This window comes from Ventosimonas gracilis (genome assembly GCF_001580025.1).
GTDB classification, from domain to species: Bacteria; Pseudomonadota; Gammaproteobacteria; order Pseudomonadales; family Pseudomonadaceae; genus Ventosimonas; species Ventosimonas gracilis.
The window spans coordinates 1-273 of the sequence record NZ_LSZO01000015.1 but is presented as its reverse complement, the minus strand read 5'-3'; the positions used below and the strand labels follow the sequence as shown (position 1 = coordinate 273).

Genomic DNA, 273 nt, shown 5'->3' with positions numbered 1-273 from the left:
CAATAATCGCTTGAGAAATTCAATAAACACTGGCGCAGTGGTTGTACCATCATTGAGCATAAAGCGCATTTTCCCGCTTGGGCTAATGGCCGACAGCATGTTCAGTGAGAATCGGCGACCCGTCGCCTCTACGATGGGGGTTTCCCCTTTTGGAGCCCACGTTGTGCCCTTATGGTAGTCCGACCGAATGCCTGACTCGTCAGCAAAGTACACGGCGGCATCTTCGCGCTTGGCCTGCAACACAATGGCTGGAAATGTCTCGGTTTCCCATGT

The 273-nt window shown here is 52.7% G+C and carries 1 protein-coding gene; it reads right to left on the bottom strand.

Annotated features, from left to right (window positions below):
* Positions 1-273 (bottom strand): transposase (locus tag AXE65_RS00790; protein WP_193393225.1); only part of this gene is annotated, 273 nt, incomplete at both ends.